General features: G+C 63.6%; 2 protein-coding genes. Both read right to left on the bottom strand.

What is annotated here, in order from left to right:
• Nucleotides 1–24: 24 nt before the first annotated feature.
• Entirely contained in the window at nt 25–774 is a 750-nt protein-coding gene (locus JOZ79_RS10050) for a methyltransferase (RefSeq protein ID WP_294073732.1), read from the bottom strand.
• Between the two features lie 19 nt (nt 775–793).
• Nucleotides 794–2,410, bottom strand: a 1,617-nt coding sequence (locus JOZ79_RS10055) for a M13 family metallopeptidase (protein ID WP_294073734.1), incomplete at its 5' end; no start/stop codon positions are given.

Genomic DNA, 2,410 nt, shown 5'->3' on the forward strand with positions numbered 1-2,410 from the left:
AACCGGCGATTGGAGCGCCGGAATCTACCGTCGCGGCTTGACGAATCTCAGCGCGTACTGATCCGTGTGGCCCTGGATCGACTTGTCGAAGATCGATTTCCTGTGGTCATCCGCAGGCCGATGAAGGAAGCGGCCTTCCGCGACCAACTTGAACCCGGCAGCGGTCACCTCGCGAATAACGACGGCCTTGTCGATCCGATGGACCTTCGCGATCTGCTCATCGGTCAGTCCGGGCAGCCCCTGATGGTCGAGGATGAAGAATGTCCCTCCCGGCTTGAGCGCCTTGAACACCGCGCGATCGAACGCGAGGGTGTCGACCTTGCCATATTGGGCGATCTTGAGGTCGTGATAGTTCTGCGTGACCCAAGCAAGGTCGAGCGGCTTCGGGAAATCGACGGTGCCGAACGGACGCGTGTCGACCGAGACATTCTTCCATCGCCCTTCCCCGAGCATGTCGGCGTTCGCCTTGACGGCGCCCTTCCAGCCCTGGTTTTCAACCGCGTACACATGGCCGGCGGAGCCGACGACGTCGCTCAGCATTCGCGTGAAATAGCCGCCGCCGGGATAGAATTCCCCGACCGTCATGCCGGGCCGGACGCCTGAAAAAGCCAGCGTGTCGGCCGGCTTGCGCAATCCATCGACCTTTCGTTGATCGGCGGGCCTGGCGCTGTCGCCGACGGCTCTCGCGATCACCGAATGCAGGGTCGCCGGCGCTGCCGCGATCGACAGGGGCGCCGACAGGCAAACGCACAGGAGTAGAGCGAACCTTCTCATTTTTACCTCCCTTTCGATTTCACCCCCAGATCTTCACGCGCTGATTGGGCGGCAGATACAGTTTCTGTCCCGGCTGGACGTTGAACGCGGGGTACCAGCTGTCGATGTTCCTGACCGTCTGCGCCCGGAATTGCTCCGGCGCGTGGCCGTTGGTGAGCACGATGTTGCGCAGCGCTTCCGGCCGCGACTTCACCGACCAGGACTGGCCGAAGGCGATGAAGAAACGCTGGTCGCCGGTGAAGCCGTTGATCGTCGGCGCCGGCTTGCCGTTCAGCGACGCCTTGTACGCCTCATAGGCCGCGCCCAGACCGGCGACGTCGGCGATATTCTCGTTGACCGTGAGCTTGCCGTTCACGTGCAGGCCGGGCAGCGCTTCATAGGCGTCGAACTGCTTGGCGAGCAGGTCCGCCTGCGCCTGGAACGCCTTGAAGTCGGCCGGAGTCCACCAGTTGCGCATCGTCCCCTGCGCGTCGAACAAGGCGCCGCCGGTGTCGAAGCTGTGGCTGATCTCGTGGCCGATGGTGGCGCCGATCGCGCCATAGTTGAACGCCGGGTCCGCCTTCGGATCGAAGAAGGGCTTCACCAGGATCGCCGCCGGGAAGTTGAGCGCGTTCTGCACCGGCAGGTTGACCGCGTTGACCAGCTGCGGCGGCATCCACCATTCCTTGCGGTCCATCGGCTTGCCGATCTTGGCGATCTGATGCTTGTACTCGGCAAGCGAAACCGCCTTCTGGTTGGCGTAGGCATTGTCGGCACTGATCTGGACGCCCGAATAATCGCGCCAGGTGTCGGGATAGCCGACGCCGACGACGATGTTCTGGACCTTCTTCAGCGCTTCCTGCTTGGTCGCCGGGCTCATCCAGCCAATCGCCTGGACGCGGCGCGCAAAGGCGGCCTTCAGATTGTCGACGATCGACTGGATCTGCGTCTTGGACGAAGCCGGGAAATATTTGTCGACATAGGCCTTGCCGACCGCGTCCTGCAGCGCGTTGCTGGTCGCGTTAAGCGCGAGCGCGTCACGCGGCCGCTCCTGGGGCGTGCCGGCAAGGGTGGTTCCGTAGAAAGCGAAATGCGCATCGCGGAACGGCTTGGGCAGGACCGCCGCGTGCTGGTTCAGCGTGTGGAACGCGAGCCAGTCCTTCCAGTTCTGCAGCGGCTCCGATCCGACCAGCCCGGCGAGCTTCGGGATCGAGGCGAAATGATAGGCGTCGAACTTCTGCGCGCCGCCAAGCTGCGCGGCATTGAGAAGCGCGGTCCAGTCGATGCCGGGCGCCTTCTGCTCCAGCTGCTGACGGGTCCAGACCTGGGCACCATTGGCGAAGTCCTCGCTTTGCTCGCGCGGTTCGTGCGCTTTGGCGATCTTCGTCTCGAGGTCGAGGATTCGGCCCGTAGCGCCGGCCGGGTCGGGATAGCCCGCGGCGGTCAGGATCTGCTGGACGTAGGCATGATATTTGTTCCGGGTGTCCGCCATTTTGGGATCGGCGGAGACGTAATATTGCGCGTCGGGGAGCCCGATGCCGCCCTGCATCAGATAGGGCAGCTGCTCGCCCGGAGTCGCCAGACCCTGCGTGACGAAAATGCCGAACAGGTTTTCGGTCGAGAAATTGGTCGCGTTCAGCGGATCGGTGTCCGACCG

Origin of the sequence: Sphingomonas sp. (assembly GCF_019242355.1) — a bacterium.
In the GTDB taxonomy this organism is placed as follows: domain Bacteria; phylum Pseudomonadota; class Alphaproteobacteria; order Sphingomonadales; family Sphingomonadaceae; genus Sphingomicrobium.

Excerpts from the sequence above, each read along its gene's own strand:
- JOZ79_RS10050 (WP_294073732.1), bottom strand. The coding sequence starts at position 774 with ATGAGAAGGTTCGCTCTACTCCTGTGCGTTTGCCTGTCGGCGCCCCTG.